17 protein-coding genes are annotated in these 14286 nt (G+C 62.8%); 9 read left to right on the forward strand and 8 right to left on the reverse strand.

Annotated elements, in window-relative coordinates; all coding sequences use genetic code 11:
- The first annotated feature begins 26 nt into the window (after positions 1-26).
- The 4 genes from JN279_RS14790 to JN279_RS14805 are packed head-to-tail and all read left to right on the forward strand — an operon-like array spanning position 27 to position 3358.
- Complete coding sequence (locus JN279_RS14790; protein ID WP_096448716.1) at positions 27-764, forward strand: ABC transporter ATP-binding protein; 738 nt, start codon at positions 27-29, stop codon at positions 762-764.
- Positions 745-1473, forward strand: a complete 729-nt coding sequence (locus tag JN279_RS14795) for an ABC transporter ATP-binding protein (RefSeq protein WP_202353160.1) — start codon at positions 745-747, stop codon at positions 1471-1473. Before JN279_RS14790 ends, JN279_RS14795 begins: the two co-directional genes overlap by 20 nt.
- Positions 1473-2366, forward strand: coding sequence for a branched-chain amino acid ABC transporter permease (locus tag JN279_RS14800; protein ID WP_202353161.1), 894 nt, complete (start codon positions 1473-1475; stop codon positions 2364-2366). The genes JN279_RS14795 and JN279_RS14800 overlap by 1 nt, the downstream gene beginning before the upstream one ends.
- A 5-nt stretch (positions 2367-2371) precedes the next feature.
- Positions 2372-3358: a branched-chain amino acid ABC transporter permease gene (locus JN279_RS14805; RefSeq protein WP_202353162.1), complete on the forward strand. Its 987-nt coding sequence runs from the start codon at positions 2372-2374 to the stop codon at positions 3356-3358.
- A gap of 193 nt (positions 3359-3551) precedes the next feature.
- Here JN279_RS14805 and JN279_RS14810 read toward each other — a convergent pair whose 3' ends face one another.
- From JN279_RS14810 to JN279_RS14830, 5 genes are all read right to left on the reverse strand, one after another.
- Positions 3552-4082, reverse strand: a complete 531-nt coding sequence (locus JN279_RS14810; RefSeq protein WP_096448710.1) for a VOC family protein — start codon at positions 4080-4082, stop codon at positions 3552-3554.
- Between the two features lie 104 nt (positions 4083-4186).
- Positions 4187-5035 (reverse strand): alpha/beta fold hydrolase, encoded by an 849-nt coding sequence (locus JN279_RS14815; protein ID WP_096448708.1) that lies wholly within the window; start codon positions 5033-5035, stop codon positions 4187-4189.
- A gap of 50 nt (positions 5036-5085) precedes the next feature.
- The gene (locus JN279_RS14820) at positions 5086-5910 is read right to left on the reverse strand and encodes an oxidoreductase (RefSeq protein WP_096448706.1); all 825 of its coding nucleotides are present in this window, start codon (positions 5908-5910) and stop codon (positions 5086-5088) included.
- Positions 5910-6116, reverse strand: coding sequence for a hypothetical protein (locus JN279_RS14825; protein WP_202353163.1), 207 nt, complete (start codon positions 6114-6116; stop codon positions 5910-5912). The genes JN279_RS14820 and JN279_RS14825 overlap by 1 nt, the downstream gene beginning before the upstream one ends.
- A gap of 50 nt (positions 6117-6166) precedes the next feature.
- Entirely contained in the window at positions 6167-6919 is a 753-nt protein-coding gene (locus JN279_RS14830; protein WP_096448704.1) for an alpha/beta fold hydrolase, read from the reverse strand.
- Between the two features lie 136 nt (positions 6920-7055).
- Here JN279_RS14830 and JN279_RS14835 point away from each other — a divergent pair, with 136 nt between their 5' ends.
- From JN279_RS14835 to JN279_RS14845, 3 genes are all read left to right on the forward strand, one after another.
- Positions 7056-7916, forward strand: coding sequence for a LysR family transcriptional regulator (locus JN279_RS14835; RefSeq protein WP_096448702.1), 861 nt, complete (start codon positions 7056-7058; stop codon positions 7914-7916).
- 352 nt (positions 7917-8268) lie between these two features.
- Positions 8269-9027 carry an SDR family NAD(P)-dependent oxidoreductase gene (locus JN279_RS14840; RefSeq protein ID WP_096448700.1) on the forward strand — a complete coding sequence of 253 codons (759 nt, stop codon included), beginning with the start codon at positions 8269-8271 and terminating at the stop codon, positions 9025-9027.
- Positions 9024-9962 carry a sigma-70 family RNA polymerase sigma factor gene (locus tag JN279_RS14845; RefSeq protein ID WP_096448698.1) on the forward strand — a complete coding sequence of 313 codons (939 nt, stop codon included), beginning with the start codon at positions 9024-9026 and terminating at the stop codon, positions 9960-9962. The genes JN279_RS14840 and JN279_RS14845 overlap by 4 nt, the downstream gene beginning before the upstream one ends.
- Before the next feature lie 117 nt (positions 9963-10079).
- Here the strand turns inward: JN279_RS14845 and JN279_RS14850 are convergent, their stop codons facing one another.
- Positions 10080-10646: a TetR/AcrR family transcriptional regulator gene (locus JN279_RS14850; protein WP_096448696.1), complete on the reverse strand. Its 567-nt coding sequence runs from the start codon at positions 10644-10646 to the stop codon at positions 10080-10082.
- A 104-nt stretch (positions 10647-10750) separates the two neighbouring features.
- Here JN279_RS14850 and JN279_RS14855 point away from each other — a divergent pair, with 104 nt between their 5' ends.
- Together JN279_RS14855 and JN279_RS14860 are read left to right on the forward strand one after the other, a co-directional pair.
- A complete protein-coding gene (locus JN279_RS14855; RefSeq protein ID WP_096448694.1) occupies positions 10751-11566 on the forward strand; it encodes an oxidoreductase in 816 nt (271 codons plus the stop codon).
- Positions 11567-11624: 58 nt separating this feature from the next.
- Positions 11625-12626 (forward strand): NADP-dependent oxidoreductase, encoded by a 1002-nt coding sequence (locus JN279_RS14860; protein ID WP_096448692.1) that lies wholly within the window; start codon positions 11625-11627, stop codon positions 12624-12626.
- Positions 12627-12690: 64 nt separating this feature from the next.
- Here JN279_RS14860 and JN279_RS14865 read toward each other — a convergent pair whose 3' ends face one another.
- Positions 12691-13782, reverse strand: a complete 1092-nt coding sequence (locus tag JN279_RS14865; RefSeq protein WP_096448690.1) for a DUF3658 domain-containing protein — start codon at positions 13780-13782, stop codon at positions 12691-12693.
- A gap of 57 nt (positions 13783-13839) precedes the next feature.
- Positions 13840-14070: a hypothetical protein gene (locus JN279_RS14870; protein WP_095200414.1), complete on the reverse strand. Its 231-nt coding sequence runs from the start codon at positions 14068-14070 to the stop codon at positions 13840-13842.
- Between the last annotated feature and the right edge of the window lie 216 nt (positions 14071-14286).

Below are 14286 nucleotides of genomic sequence, written 5' to 3' on the forward strand. Positions count from 1 at the left end.
ACGTCCACCGGAGAAACGGAAACACGATGCAGCCTGACGAAACCCTGCTTCGCCTCGAGGCGGTCCAGAAGCGGTTCGGCGGGCTTGTCGTGCTCAACAACATCGACATCGCCGTCGGCGCCAATGAGCTGATCGGGCTGATCGGTCCCAATGGCGCCGGCAAGTCGACGCTGTTCAACCTGATCACCGCGCTCTACACGCCCACCCAAGGGCGCATCCGTTTCCGTGGCCAGGACATCACCGGCACCGCACCGCATCGCATCTGCCGGCTGGGCATTGCGCGCACCTTCCAGCTGGTGCGCACGTTCCTCACCATGACGGCGTTCGAGAACATCATGGTCGGTGCGGTCTATGGCGCCGGCGGGCGCGTCAAGCATGCGACGGCCGCGGCCGAGGAAGCGCTCGAACTGGTGGGGCTGACCGCAAAACGCGATGTCCGCACCGCGCATATGACACTCTCCGACCGGCGCCTGCTGGAGATCGCGCGGGCGGTGGCGTCGAGCCCGGCGCTGCTCCTGCTCGACGAGCCGATGGCGGGGCTGAACCCGACCGAGATCCAGCGCATGGTCGATGTCATCCGCCGTGTGCGCAGCGAGCGGGGCGTCTCGATCCTGTGGGTGGAGCACAAGGTCGATGCCATCATGAAAGTCTGCAGCCGGGTGATCGTGCTCGACCATGGCGAGAAGATCGCCGACGGCACGCCCCGCGAAATCGTCGCCAACCGCAAAGTGATCGAGGCCTATCTTGGCGAACCGGCTGCTTGAAGTCACCAATCTCGAAGTCGCCTATGGCGATGTCGGCGCGCTGTGGGGCGTGTCGATCCATGTCGACCCCGGCACGATCGTGGCCATCGTCGGCGCCAATGGCGCGGGCAAGACGACGCTGTTGAAGACCATTTCCGGCCTGCTCAAGCCGAAGCGCGGCGAGATCTTTCTTTCGGGCGTGCCGCTGGCCGGCAAGGCGCCGGAAGAGATCGCCGGCATGGGCATCGCCCATGTGCCGGAAGGGCGCGGCCTGTTCCGCCAGATGACGGTGCTGGAAAACCTCGAACTCGGCGCCTTCCAGCCCAAGGTGCGGAAGCGCTTCAAACAGTCCCTGGAAAAGGCCTACACGCTGTTTCCACGGCTGAAGGAGCGGGCAGGGCAGAAGGCCGGCTCACTCTCCGGCGGCGAGCAGCAGATGCTGGCGATCGCCCGCGCCACCATGTCGGACCCGTCGCTGCTCATCCTCGACGAGCCGTCGCTGGGCCTGAGCCCGATTGTGGTGCAGCAGATGTTCGCGCTGATCGAGACCTTGCACAAACAGGGCGTCACCATCCTCCTGGTCGAGCAGAACATCCACCAGGCGTTGAAGGTCGCCGACTATGGCTTCGTGCTGAAGACCGGCGAGCTCGCCATGCAAGGCACGGGCGCCGAACTCATCGCCGACCCGGAAATCCAGAAGGCCTATATGGGCGTGTTGGAGGTGCAATGATGGTCAACCTGCCACCTCCCGAAATCCTGCTGCAGCTGTCGCTTAACGGCGCGCTGGGCGGCGCCATGTATGGTGTCGCTGCCGTGGGCTTGAGCCTCATCTTCGGCACCATGCGGCTGATCTTCCTGGCGCAGGGCGCGATGATCATCCTCGCCGCCTATTTCGTGCGTGCGCTGTTCTACGGGCTGGGCATCGACCCGTTCCTGTCGCTGCTGATCGTCGTGCCGGTCGGGCTCGGTGTCGGCTGGCTGGTCTATCAGGGCCTGTTCCGCCGCGCGGCGGCCGAAGAGGACCGCAACATCTCGCTCTTGATCGCCGTCGGCCTGATGTTCCTGATCCAGAACCTGATGACGGTGGTGTGGGGCGGCAACACGGCGGCTGTGGTCACCTCATACACGGCGAGCGGCATCGAGATCCTGGGCGTGCGCACCTCGTTCACCCGCTCGATGGGCTTTCTGATCGCGCTCGCCGGCACAGGGCTGGTGGTGCTGTTCCTGCGCAAGACGATTGTCGGCAAGGCGGTGCGCGCCGCGTCCGAGGACATGGAGGCGGCGACGCTGATGGGCATCAGCCCGCACCGCGTCAACGCCATTGCCTTCGCCATCGGCATCGCGCTGGCAGGCGCAGCCGGTGTGGCGGTCGCGACCACATTCCCGTTCAACCCGTTTGCCGGCTTCATCTTCAGCCTCAAGGCGCTGGTGGCGCTGGCGCTGGGCGGCATCGGCAATGTCGCGGGCGCGCTCGCCGGCGGCATCATCCTCGGCCTGATCGAGGCCTATGTGCAGTATTTCATCTCCGGCGGCTGGACCAACGCCATCGCCTACGGCGTGTTCCTGGCGGTGCTGATGTTCAAGCCGGAAGGCCTGTTCAGCCGGCCCTACAAGAAGGCTTGAGCGCCATGTTGAAGCAAGCCTTGCCAAGACAAGCCTGGATGTGGATTGCGGCTGCCGCCATCGCGGCGCTCGCCCTGTTGCCGCTGCTGCCCGGCGCGATCGACTCTTACGCCTTCTCCTTCCTGTTCTTCGTCTTCATCTACGCCATCATGGCGCAGGGGTGGAACCTGGTCGCCGGCTTCGGTGGCCAGATCAGCCTAGGCAACCATGCCTTCTTCGGGCTCGGCGCCTACACCACCGCGATCCTGTGGAGCGGCAATTATCTCTGGGGCTCGCTCTATGACGCGTACCCGCGCATCTATTATTTCGACCCGGTGACGATGATGCTGGGCGGGCTGGTCGCGGCGGTGGCCGCCATCATCATCGGCCTGCCGCTTCTGTCCAAACTGCGCGGCGACTATTTTGCGCTGGGCACCCTCGGCTTCGGCGAGATCGTCAAGGTGATGTTCATCAATGGCGGCGACTTCACCGGCGGCGCCTTCGGCGTCGTCGCGCCCGCCGGCACGTTCGACACGCTGTTGCCGCACTATCTGGTCGGGCTCGGCCTGATGGTGGGCACGGCACTCGCCATCCACTTGCTGATGCGCTCGCGCTACGGCCTGGCGCTGATCGCCGTGCGCGACGACGAGATGGCGGCGTCGGCCAACGGCATCGATGTGCTCAGGGTCAAGGTCGCCGCCTTCGCCGGCAGCGCCTTCATCGCCGGCATCGCCGGCAGCCTCTACACCTACTACATCTTCCATGTCGGCCCGGATTCCGTCTTCGATCTCGACTGGATGCTGCTGCCGCTGATGATGACCGTGGTCGGCGGCACCGGCACGCTGCTCGGCCCGATCCTCGGCGCCTTCGTCATGTACGCGGTGTTCGACCTCGCGCGCATTGTTGTGCCGGATTATCACCCGGTGATATCGGGGCTGACGATCATCCTGGCGATGCTGTTCCTGCCGAAGGGGCTGATGCGGAGTTTTGGGCGGCGGGTGCGGGTGGTTTGAGGGTGCTCAGCGTAGGCTCAAATAAAATGGTTGCTGATGTCAGCAATGCGCCTCATCTCCGTCGCTCAAGTACGTGCATGCGGTACCCGGAAGCAGACACTCGCTCAGCCTAGAAGCGAAAGTCCGTTTCGTGCCCTTCGATAGGGTCAGCATCGCCGCGACCTAACTGATTGCAGACCCTTTTGCGCCCTGCTCAGTCGTCGTCCTGCCACCTGCGCAGAGCCGTCTGGTCATGATAGGCCATGCGATCCGGCGTGGTGATGAATTCCATCGTCGTGCCCCATGGCATGCGGCAGTAGCAGACCTTATTTCCAGGACCTTTCTCGGTTGCATAGGGAATAGTGCGCGGCGCGGTGAGGGGTGTGCCTCCCGCCTTCTGGAAGCGCTCGACCGATGCGTCGATGTCGTCGGTGTAGACACCGAAGTGCGTAATGCCGAAGTCGCTCGCTCGAACCGGCTGGGCTTGTTCGGGGCCGTGCATTTCGAAGAGCTCGATGTCAGGTCCGGTTCCAATCTTGACCATCGCCTGCGCACGCACGACCGTTCCAGGGAAAGCGCCGACGGCCCGCTCGAATTCGGGTCCCTGCCGCGGCGGATCCTGCGGCCCAAAGGACTGATAGATCACCTGGCCGCCGAAAGCTTCCACCAGGAACGATTTTGCTGCTTCGATGTCGGGCACCGTGATGCCGATATGATTGACGCCGTGAATGACAGGTGCGGTCATGACAGTTTCCTTTGTTATTTAATCGATCGAACGCGATAAATGTGGGCGCAACTTCGCCCGCAATGGCGCGATCCCCCGGCCTACGATGGGGCGATCGCAGAATCTCAATTGGCCTTGAGGAAATCGATCAGAGCGGCCCCCACTTCGTCCGGCCGCTCGTCCGCGACATAGTGGCTGCACCGCGCAATCGAGCCGCCCGTCACATTGCTCGCGAACTCCTTGAGCATGGGGACCATCTGCGGACCGAAGCGCTGGTCCCCACCCAGGCCAAGCACCGGTATCTCGAGCGGCCGCTTCTTGTACTCGAGCGCAGCCGCATGATCGGCGGCGAGGGTGCGATACCATTCCATGCCGCCGCGCGTGCGGCCAGGAAGCGCCATCGCCTTGGCGTAGATCTCGATGTCAGCCGGATTGAAGGTGCTGTGATCGTAGAACCGCTCTGCCATGAAGGCCGAAACATAGTCATATTCACGGCCGTGGATCAGGCGCTCGGGCAGATCCCGGTTCATATGGAAGCTGAAGTGCCAAATCCTTGCAGTAGTCGCCTCCCATTGCGTCCAGCCGGGAAGCGGAACGTCGAGGACGGCTAAGTGAGTTACTGCCTCCCGATAAATGGCGGCCTGCGGCAATGCCACCATTCCGCCAATGTCATGGCCGCAAACAGCGTAGCGCTCATGCCCAAGGGCAATCATGACCTCGTGTGCGTCACGCGCCATCGTGGCCTTGTCATAGCCGTCAAGCGGGCAGTCGGAAAAGCCCGCGCCGCGCAGATCCATGGCCACCACGCTGAAATGCTCGGCCAGCAGCGGCATCACATGGTGCCATTCCCACCATGTTTCCGGCCAGCCGTGAAGCAGAAGGATCGGCGGGCCTGAGCCTCCCGTGACGGCGTTGATCTTGATGCCATTCACCGGCACCAGTTGCTGGGTAAACCCCTTCAAAGTTGCGATCATGATCGCTTTCCAATCGAAGCTGACGTTCAAAGAGAGCTCGCGGCCAGCGCTTAGGGCTGGCCGAAATCGGTGGCGATCGAGACGTCACGCCAGGCGTCGATATCGCTGCGGAATGCAGCCAGCTTTCGCTCAGCGATCGAGTGCGCGATCGGGCCGAGCGGCAGATGAAGCGGGGCGTCATCGGCGTCGACTGCCTGCAGGATCACCGCGATCGCCTTGTCGGGATCGCCCGCCTGATTGCCATTGTTGGTTTCGCGATAGTGCTTGCGCGAGCTCGCGGCGTATTCCGGCATCTCGTTGGCCGCCATCGTGATCGAACGGCCAAGAAAATCGGTGCGAAACGGCCCAGGCTCGACGATCAGCACGCGGATGCCGAACGGCTCCAGCTCGCCGGCGAGCGCCTCGGAAATCCCTTCCACGGCGAATTTGGCGGCGTGGTAATAGCCTCCGCCGCCGCGGCCCTCGATGCCCGCGCCGGACGACATGTTGACGATCGTTCCCCCCGAACGTCGTAGGACGGGGAGCGCGGCTCTGGTGGTTTCGATCAGGCCGAAGACGTTTACCTCGAACATCGGCCGATATTCCTCGGGCCTGCCTTCCTCGATCGCGCCGAATAGCGCGTAGCCGGCATTGTTCACGAGCACGTCAAACCCACCGAATGTCTCGACCGCCTTTGCGACCGCTGCCTCGGCTGCCGCAGCATCGGTCACATCGAGCGGCAAGGTGATCATGCGGTCGCCGAAAGGCTCGGCCATTTCCTCGATCGTCTTGACATTGCGGGCAGTCGCGATCACCCGGTCGCCGCGCTGTGCTGCGGCGAGCGCGAGCCGCTGGCCGAAGCCGCTTGAGCAGCCTGTGATGAGCCAAGTTTTCATTACTTCTTCTCCGAGTTGTTTTCAGACGACGCAAAGCTGTCGCCGCCACGAACCGTCATGTCGGCCATGATCGACCAGTCCTTCTCCCCGAGGCCCGCCGAGACAGCTTTGCTGAGCTCCTCGTGGACAGCTTCAAGAATCGGGAGACCCGCACCGATGAGTTGGCCGGTCGCGATGCCGAAGCCACAGCGGTGGCTTCGGCGCATGGGCCACGAAACTTTCCGCAGCCCTGAGCCTGAACATCAGGGCATCGGCTTCATTTGCTCGCCGCTTCCGCGATGACATCGGCGACTTCGAGCGGATGCGAGATATAAACCGCATGGCTGGCACCGGGCACCTCGGTGACCTTCGCACTTGCCCGCTTGTACATAGACCGCTCCGCCTCGGCGCCGACAGCCATGTCCAGCCCGGCCACGATGCCGTAGCTCGGCTTGGTCTTCCAGGCCGCGTGCTGCGTCTTGGTTCCGAGGATCTTCGCCGAAACCGGCACCTGCGAGTTAGTCATGAAATCCGTCTCGGCCTTGGGCAGGTCAGCGGCGAATCCCGCTCGGAACTTCGCGGGATCGAACAGCAGGAAGCCGTCAGAAGTCGGCTTGAACGCGTCCGCGGTCGGGCTCGGCCACTTCTCAAACACATCGCCTACGCCCTCGCCAACATCCGGAACGATGGCCGCGACATAGACAAGTGCCGAAACCTTCGCGTCGATGCCGGCTTCGGTGATGATCTGACCACCATAGCTGTGGCCGACGAGGACAACCGGCCCATTTTGCTGCTCGATAGCGCGGTGAACCGCCTGAACGTCATCCGCCAGCGAAGTGTTCGGTTCCTGAACGACCGTAACTTTCAAGCCCTTGGCTACCAGGCGCTCATAAACACCCCTCCAGCCGCTGCCATCGACCAACGCGCCATGGACCAAAATCACATTTTGGGCCGGCTGCGCGAAAGCGGGGGGCGCGCCGAACACCACTGCAAGAGCCGCAGCACCGAGATAGAGAGACTTGAGAGACATTTGCCGATCCTTCCGAATGATATGAGGTGATACACGAGAGACAGTCCGATGGACCGATGGCAGGAATCTAGGTGCTTAGATTTGTTCTTTAACTGACATAAATGTATTCTCGGCGTTCAGTTTTGTGGGTGTCGCGATGGAATGGGGTGACGTCAGAATCTTTCTTGCGGTTGCGCGAACCGGCACGCTCGGCGGCGCCGCGCGTTCTCTTCAGACAAGCCATCCGACCGTCGGCAGACGCTTGCGCGCATTAGAGCAGGCGATCGGTCACACGCTCTTCCAGCGGACCGCGGACGGTCTTGTCCTGACCGAAGAGGGCCACGGGATCATCGCGCTGGCGGAGCAGATGGAAGAAGGCGCGCTGGCCATGGAGCGCCGGCTTGCGGGGCAAGATCAGGATCTCAAAGGCAATCTGCGCATTTCATCCGCGGACTGGTTCGGGGCCTATGTCCTGCCTCCCATCCTCGCGGATTTCTCGAAAGCCTACCCCAATGTCGACGTCGAGATCCTGACCGGCACGCGCCTGTTCAACCTCGCCCAGCGGGAGGCCGACGTCGCTTTCCGTATCGTTGAGTTCAACACTGCCGATGTCGTTCAGCGGCGGCTCTTCAGGCTTGAATACGGCGTCTACATCGCGGAGGAGTCGCCTGATCCCAAATATGGCGACGGGACCGGTTTCCGGCTGATCACCCACGATACGTCGACCGGGCAGTTCCCCGATATCGCTTGGCTCATCGAGAGTTTCCCCAATGCGAGACCGGTCCTGCGATCGAACAACCGCAACGTCCAGGGGCGCATGTGCAGGCAAGGGGTCGGGCTCGCCGTCCTGCCCCGCATAGTCGGCAATCAGATCCCGGGTATTCGCAGACTGGAACTGCCGACGCCGCCGCCGGCGCGAGACATCTGGATGGGATATCACCGGGACCTACGGCGTCTCCAGCGGCTTCGCGCGTTCATCTCGACGGTATCGGACCATCTCATGAACGCGACCGCATGATGTGCGGCCCCGGACCGGCGGTTGGCGCATGACAGCGATTGCGACGTCCGGCCACCTCGCGGCAAAGCTCATCGGTCACCTGCCAGTGTAAGCCCTGCTCCTTCAGCCCCAGGCTCGCTCATCCTTAGTTAGCGCGCCGCAATGTCCGCTCGGACGTTCATGACCACAGAACCAGTCGGTCGGCTTCCGGCCCACTAGCTGCCGCGTGCTTGTTCATCGTGAACCAGCCCCACCGCATCCCCAACATTACCAGCAAATCTCGGACTGCCACCACCTCCGGATATCGCGGCCCCTCTGACTCTTTTCCCGCTCCTCAAACGTCTTAGCTACAGTTCAGCAATGGAGCAGGTCGATGAGCCTCAAGGACAAGAAAATCGTGGTCACCGGCGGAAGCCGTGGCCTTGGCCTCGGATTGGTCGAGGCACTGGTCGAACATGGCGCTGAGGTGACCGTGGTCGCGCGTGGCGCCGAGGCGCTGAAAGCGGTCGGTGCGCGGCTCGGGGTCGCCACGATCTCCGCCGACGTCACGGACGAGGACGCGGCCTATCGCATCCTTGGCGAGGTTAGCCCTGATATAGTGGTGCTGAACGCTGGTGCCACGCCGCGCATGGGGCGATTGGATCAGCTGAATTGGGAGGATTTCTCCATCGCATGGGAAACTGACGTCAAGGCCGGCCTCTACTGGCTGCAGGCGGCGCTGAACCTGCCGCTCAAGCCAGGCAGCCGCGTGCTGGTGGGATCGAGCGGAGCTGCCGTTACCGGGTCGCAGATGTCGGGCGGTTATGGCGGCTCCAAGCGCATGCTCTGGTTCATGGCCAAATATGCCAATGGCGTGGCGCAGGAGAAGAAGCTCGGCATCCGCTTCCAGGCGATCGTGCCAAGGCAGATTATCCTCGGCACGGGAATCGGGGATGTCGCGGCCGGGGCCTATGCCGGCTCGATTGGCATCACGCCGGAACAATTCGTGACCCGCTTCGGCGCACCGATGCCGCCCCGAGCATTCGGCGACAGGGTCATTTCCGTGCTGGAAGATCCGCGATATGCGGAAGGGGTGGTCTTCGGCCTCAATGGCGACGCGGGGGTCACGGTCATGGAGGGCACGGCGTCTTGAGCGATGGAGGGCCCGCCGTGGACCGCGACCGACAAGAAGGGCTGCTTGCCCTTGCTGCCGCGTTGCGGCCGGAGCTGCACCGCTATTGCTCGCGTCTGATGGGGTCGGTCATCGACGGCGAGGACGTCGTGCAGGACACTTTTGCCCGAGCCTTCGTTGCCCTGGACGAGCTGTGCGAGGTGCCGCAGTTGCGACCATGGCTGTTCCGGATCGCCCACAACCGTGCGCTGGACCTGCTGCGCAGCCGCGCAATCCGCGTCGCGGAGCCGATCGAGGCGGCCCTTGAAATTGTCGACGACGCCAAGGCCGACCCGATGGAGGCGCTGATGCGCAGGGAAGCCGTAGAGACCGCGGTGTCGCGTTTTGCGGAACTCCCGATCCTCCAGCGCAGCGTCATCATCCTGAAGGATGTGCTTGACGAGCCGCTGGCCGGGATATCTGGTCTGCTGGATATCACGGTCGACGCGGTGAAGGGGCATCTGGCGCGCGGTCGCGCCCGGCTTCGGGAGATCAATGCCAATGCCACCGCGCTCCCCGATGCACGCATCGCGTCCGCCGCTGTGGTCCGCTATGTCACCCTGTTCAACCAGCGCGACTGGGACGGCTTGCGCGCGCTGCTTGCCGACGACGTGAAACTCCATCAGTCCCTGCACCCGCCGCGCTCAGGGGCGGCGGATGTCGGCATGTTCTTCACAATTTACGCAAGGAGCGATCGCCTATGGCTCACGCCGGCCTGGCTTGAGGACCGGGAGGTGATCGCGGTGTTCGAAGACCCGGCCAACCCAACGCCCGATTATTTTATGTGGCTGGAGTGGCGGGAAGGGCGGATCAGTTTCATCCGCGACTATCGCTATGTCCGCTATGTCACCGACGACGCGGAACTGGTGCTGGCAAAGGACGCCGGATCTTTCGGTCGCGGCACTGGATACCGATAAATGGGCGCGCATCGCGTGCCGGATAAAGCTGTCTTGCCGAATGGGGTGATGCGGAGTTTTGGAGGTCCTACCCGATCCGCCTGAGGCGTCCCTTATGTGCCCGCGATTGGCGCCGCGCTAACGCGACTGCATCAGCGTGCGTGCCGCATCTTTCCCCGCCGCCAGGATGCGATCCGACAAGTCCGTGCCTTCGACGGCGCGGGCCAGTTGCAGCGTGCCGATGAGCGTCGCAAAGACAGCCAGCGCCGTGCCTTCCGGGTCCTTGGCCTGTGGAATTGCGGCGGCCAGCTGGTGCGCCAGAGCCAGCAAGCGGTCGGTATAGACCGCGCGCGTTTCCGGTGGCTGACGCGCCAGTTCCGGCAACAGCGCGGCGGACGCGCAGCCTTGTCCCGGATTGTCCCGATGCTCGGCCGACAGATAGGCCTCTATGGCCACCTCCGGGCCACCCGAGGCCAGTGCTTGCGCCAATTGCTGCGCCTGAAGCTCCATGGCCGCCGCCACGCTTTCGCGCACGAGCTCCGCCTTGGATTGGAAATGCGGGTAGAAGGCGCCGTTGGTCAGTCCGGCGTCGCTCATGATGGTCGCCAGTCCGGACGCGGCGATGCCGTCACCCCGGAAGCGATCGGCGGCGACTTCCATGATCCGGCCGCGTGACGCGTCCTTGCGGCCCTTTTCGTAGCGCATGGCTGCTCCTGCCTTTCTGCTATTGCATTATGTTCGTAATTTGATATTATGAGTATAATTCAATCAATGAGAAAAAGCTAGCCCTCGCGGCTTTGGAGCATGACATGACTATGAATTCCGGAAAGACCGCCATTGTGACCGGAGCCTCCTCGGGCATCGGCCGCGCCAACGCCGAGGCTTTGGCGCGAGCAGGGTTCACCGTCTTCGGGACGAGCCGTCGTGCGGCCGGCAACGGCCCGGACGGGGTGACCATGCTGGCTTGCGATGTGACGGACGGCGAGTCGGTAGCAGCCCTCGTCTCGACGGTGCTCTCGCGGACCGGCCGGATCGACGTGCTTGTCAACAATGCCGGCGTCGGCATGCTTGGCGGCGCAGAGGAATTCTCGATTCCACAGGTACAGGCCCTGTTCGACGTCAATCTGTTTGGCGTTATCCGCATGACCAATGCGGTGTTGCCGTCGATGCGGCAGCGCGGCCAAGGGCGTATTGTCAATATCGGCTCGATATTGGGCCTCGTACCCGCACCGTATTCGGCGCATTATGCGGCGGCCAAGCACGCGCTCGAAGGCTATTCGGAATCGCTCGATCACGAGGTTCGTGCCTTCAATATTCGCGTCTCGGTCATCGAGCCGGCATTCGTGCGCACCGTCTTCGACCAGAACGGCATCGAGCCGGATTCTCTCTTCAAGGAATACGATCAGGCGCGAGCCGGGTTCAAGGCGCTGCTTGCCGATGTGATGCCCAAAGCCGATCTGCCGGAAGTGGTGGCGGAGGTGGTTGTCAAGGCGGCGACCGATGCCCGCCCACGTCGGCGCTATACCGCAGGCAAGGCTGCACGGCAGGTCAGTCTGCTGCGCCGCTTCGCTCCTGCCGAGATGTTCGACAAGACCTTGCGCAAGCAGTTCCGCCTGCCGGTCTGAAGGCAGACGATTTTCACGCACAGGCGACACGCCAAATCACTTTCAGAAAGTCACCGCCATGAAGGCATTCGTCGTCGACAAATACAGCAAGAAGGGCATTCTGCGCCTGGCCGAGATGCCGGAACCGGAACTCGGGGACAGCGACGTCCTGGTCGAGATCCATGCCGCAGGGGTGAACCTGCTCGATTCCAAGGTCAAAACTGGAGAGTTCAAGCTCATCCTGCCCTATCGCCGGCCCTTCATCCTGGGCCACGACGTGGCCGGGAAGGTCATGCGCGTGGGCTCGAAAGTCCGCAAGTTCAAACCCGGCGACGATGTCTATGCGCGGCCGCGCGATGGCCGGATCGGGGCGTTCGCCGAATTCATCGCCATGGATGAAGCCGACGTGGCGTTGAAGCCCAAAAATCTCAGCATGGAAGAGGCGGCCTCGATCCCGCTGGTCGGGCTGACCGCCTGGCAGGTGCTCGTCGAAAAAGCAAATCTAGGGAAAGGCCAGAAGGTCTTCATCCAGGCCGGCTCCGGCGGCGTCGGCACATTCGCCATCCAGCTGGCAAAGCAGCTGGGCGCGATCGTGGCGACAACGGCGAGCGTGGCGAGTGCGGGTCTGGTCAAGGATCTCGGCGCCGATGTCGTCGTCGACTACCGGAAAGACGATTTCGAAAAAATCCTGTCGGGCTACGACGTCGTCCTGAACAGCCAGGACGCCAAAACGCTTGAAAAATCGCTCAATGTGCTGAAACCGGGCGGCAAGCTCATCTCGATCTCCGGCCCGCCGGATCCCGAATTCGCCAGGGAAAAGCGACTGAACCTGGTGCTGAGGACGGTGCTGCGCCTGCTAAGCCGCGGCATCCGGGCCAGAGCCAGGCGCCGTGGCGTGAGCTTTTCGTTCCTTTTCATGTGGGCGCAAGGTGACCAGCTGGGCAAGATCACCTCGCTCATCGAATCCGGAGCGATCCGCCCGGTTGTCGATCGGATCTTTCCCTTCGAAGCGACCAATGAGGCTCTGGCCTATGTCGAGACAGGACGCGCCAAGGGCAAGGTGGTCATCAAGGTTAGATAGAAGGCCAAAAACCCGGCCGGCCACGCCTGTGGGAAGTCCTTCCGAGAAGCAGACGCTTGTCCTGCTAATCCGGCAGCCGCACTTCGCATTTTCGCATGAGCCAGGGATCGCCATGGGCCATGAGCTTTCCCTGATCGACAAGGGCCACGACACGGCTCAGCAACATCAAGTCGCCGACCTGGATGTACGGCTCCATATTGTGTCCCATGGTCTCGGCGATGACCCGTGCAATCTTGCGCCAATCCTTGCTGGCCCGCTCGAGCAGGAGCTCATCGAAGATATCCGCTGGCGCCGAGACGAGCCCAGAGTCGGTGACGATGCGGAACGGTGCGTTTTCGGATTTCAAACTCCGCCAGCGCCGCGCGGCATCCTCTCGTTCCTGGCTCGTCATCGCGCGTTCCGTGCCGAACAACAAGGCAAGCTCCGTTTCGCTCATGAGCGAAACGGCCTGTTTGGGGCTCGACAATCGCGGCTTGCCGTCGGGCCGCGTCGTCGGCATTTGCAGCCCGGTGACGTCGATGATGTCGTAGGGGCGGTCGCCCAGGCGATCCACCAGGGCCAGGAAGAAAGCATGCTCCTGGGCGCTGTGGCGTCCGACCCAGACGACGAGACGGTCCGAGGTCGACATGATTTGCTGCCAGAAACCGTCGAAATCGACGTCGTGCTCGTCATACTCGTCGTACATCGACGCCCACCAGCGCGCTCGCGCCGAGGACTCCTGGGAATCAATTGGGCCGCAGCTGAGATTGTCGCGAAAACTGATGACGTCGTCGGTACGCCCGCTGGTGCGGATTGCCCGGCGAAGCGAATGACCCGCCGAATGGCCGGGCGCGATGTGCAGTATGCCGCTGCGCCACCTCTGCGTCCCGTCCGGGTTCAAATCTCGCTTGAAATGGTCAGTTTCAGAAAACGTGAAATGGACGACCAGCCGTCCGTCCGACAGCAGAAGCTGGTACGCGGTGGTTTTGCCGGACGACCAATGGGCGACGAAACGGATTTCATCATTCCCATGCGTCAGGTCTTGGATTTCCGCGCGTTCGCCGCTGGAGCCATCGATGGCGTGCACGACAAGGTGGCCATCGACAATCTTGATCTCGATCGTCGTGGTCGTGTGCCGGTCGTTCCCGGCAATCCAGCGGCCAACAAAATCCTTCATCAGCCTTGATCCCCGCCATTGCTCATTTCTCAAACGGCTCGAGATCGCCCGCGCGGACTACTCCGAAAAGCTCACGCTCACGCCGCGCTGGCGAAAATAGGCCTGCATCAACTTGCGGCCCGAGCGGTTGCTCTGCGCCAGCTTGGTCGGATCGAATACCGCCTGCTTCAGCCCCTCGCGTGCCAGCGCTGCCTTAAGCGCCGCGATATGTGCGTCGATCTCGGCATTGTCCGCGCGGAGCGAGGCATAGATATTCTCGGTCGCCTCGGCCACGGTCAGTTCGCTCACAGCTGTCGTCCTTTGGTTGGTTGATCGGGCGGCGGCTTAGCACAGATTCGCGGCTCCGCGATACCGATGGGAGCGGCAGTGCACGGAGCATGGGTTTTGATGCGGCAATCCATCCGGTGGCTCCGCCTGATGCGCTCACGCTAAGGGCTGGCGCTGATTAGCTGTGCGCGACGACGAGATGGCGGCGTCGGCCAACGGCATCGCACCTGGGTATCA

Origin of the sequence: Mesorhizobium sp. 113-1-2, from assembly GCF_016756475.1 — a bacterium.
Lineage (GTDB): Bacteria > Pseudomonadota > Alphaproteobacteria > Rhizobiales > Rhizobiaceae > Mesorhizobium > Mesorhizobium loti_C.

Bases quoted from the DNA above. Each gene is read 5' to 3' on its own strand.
- JN279_RS14855 (WP_096448694.1), top strand. From the start codon at position 10,751: ATGACTATGAATTCCGGAAAGACCGCCATTGTGACCGGAGCCTCCTCG.
- JN279_RS14805 (WP_202353162.1), top strand. From the start codon at position 2,372: ATGTTGAAGCAAGCCTTGCCAAGACAAGCCTGGATGTGGATTGCGGCT.
- JN279_RS14810 (WP_096448710.1), bottom strand. From the start codon at position 4,082: ATGACCGCACCTGTCATTCACGGCGTCAATCATATCGGCATCACGGTG.
- JN279_RS14850 (WP_096448696.1), bottom strand. From the start codon at position 10,646: ATGCGCTACGAAAAGGGCCGCAAGGACGCGTCACGCGGCCGGATCATG.
- JN279_RS14820 (WP_096448706.1), bottom strand. From the start codon at position 5,910: ATGAAAACTTGGCTCATCACAGGCTGCTCAAGCGGCTTCGGCCAGCGG.
- JN279_RS14825 (WP_202353163.1), bottom strand. From the start codon at position 6,116: ATGCGCCGAAGCCACCGCTGTGGCTTCGGCATCGCGACCGGCCAACTC.
- JN279_RS14865 (WP_096448690.1), bottom strand. From the start codon at position 13,782: ATGAAGGATTTTGTTGGCCGCTGGATTGCCGGGAACGACCGGCACACG.
- JN279_RS14815 (WP_096448708.1), bottom strand. From the start codon at position 5,035: ATGATCGCAACTTTGAAGGGGTTTACCCAGCAACTGGTGCCGGTGAAT.
- JN279_RS14790 (WP_096448716.1), top strand. From the start codon at position 27: ATGCAGCCTGACGAAACCCTGCTTCGCCTCGAGGCGGTCCAGAAGCGG.
- JN279_RS14840 (WP_096448700.1), top strand. From the start codon at position 8,269: ATGAGCCTCAAGGACAAGAAAATCGTGGTCACCGGCGGAAGCCGTGGC.
- JN279_RS14835 (WP_096448702.1), top strand. From the start codon at position 7,056: ATGGAATGGGGTGACGTCAGAATCTTTCTTGCGGTTGCGCGAACCGGC.
- JN279_RS14860 (WP_096448692.1), top strand. From the start codon at position 11,625: ATGAAGGCATTCGTCGTCGACAAATACAGCAAGAAGGGCATTCTGCGC.
- JN279_RS14830 (WP_096448704.1), bottom strand. From the start codon at position 6,919: ATGTCTCTCAAGTCTCTCTATCTCGGTGCTGCGGCTCTTGCAGTGGTG.
- JN279_RS14800 (WP_202353161.1), top strand. From the start codon at position 1,473: ATGGTCAACCTGCCACCTCCCGAAATCCTGCTGCAGCTGTCGCTTAAC.